Genomic DNA, 389 nt, shown 5'->3' with positions numbered 1-389 from the left:
TCCATGAACGAACGGAATGAAGGGATCTTTTGTAATGTATCAATATTATGATAGATGTTCAGTTCGTTTTGCGCAAGGGCAAGCGGTCGTTGTGTTTCAAATAAGGATTTTGTCGCTTTCTTATTTTCGACGTTATAGGCAATAACCGTAGACGGACCATCATAGGTACTATCAGGTTGCTGAATGCCGACTTTGTAATTGTTGTAATCCACTGTTCGGCTTCCACGTATCCCCATGCCTTTTTCCGTTAAAGAAAAATCAATACCCAGGGTGCTTGTTTTTAGGTAGAAGCGACTTTTGCTGTCTTTCTCAAATTTAAGCTGTATCTGAAGGTCACGGACAAAGTTTAGATTAATGTCATCAGCAACAGTCATATTGGCGCCCTGCAC

The 389-nt window shown here is 40.9% G+C and carries 1 pseudogene; it reads right to left on the bottom strand.

Annotated features, from left to right (window positions below):
• Window positions 1–389 (bottom strand): annotated as a pseudogene (locus tag B2X72_RS03845) (carboxypeptidase-like regulatory domain-containing protein); the annotation flags it as partial.

Source organism: Sphingobacterium sp. UBA7253, assembly GCF_002472745.1.
GTDB classification, from domain to species: domain Bacteria; phylum Bacteroidota; class Bacteroidia; order Sphingobacteriales; family Sphingobacteriaceae; genus Sphingobacterium; species Sphingobacterium siyangense.
This window is presented reverse-complemented; position numbering and strand designations above follow the sequence as displayed.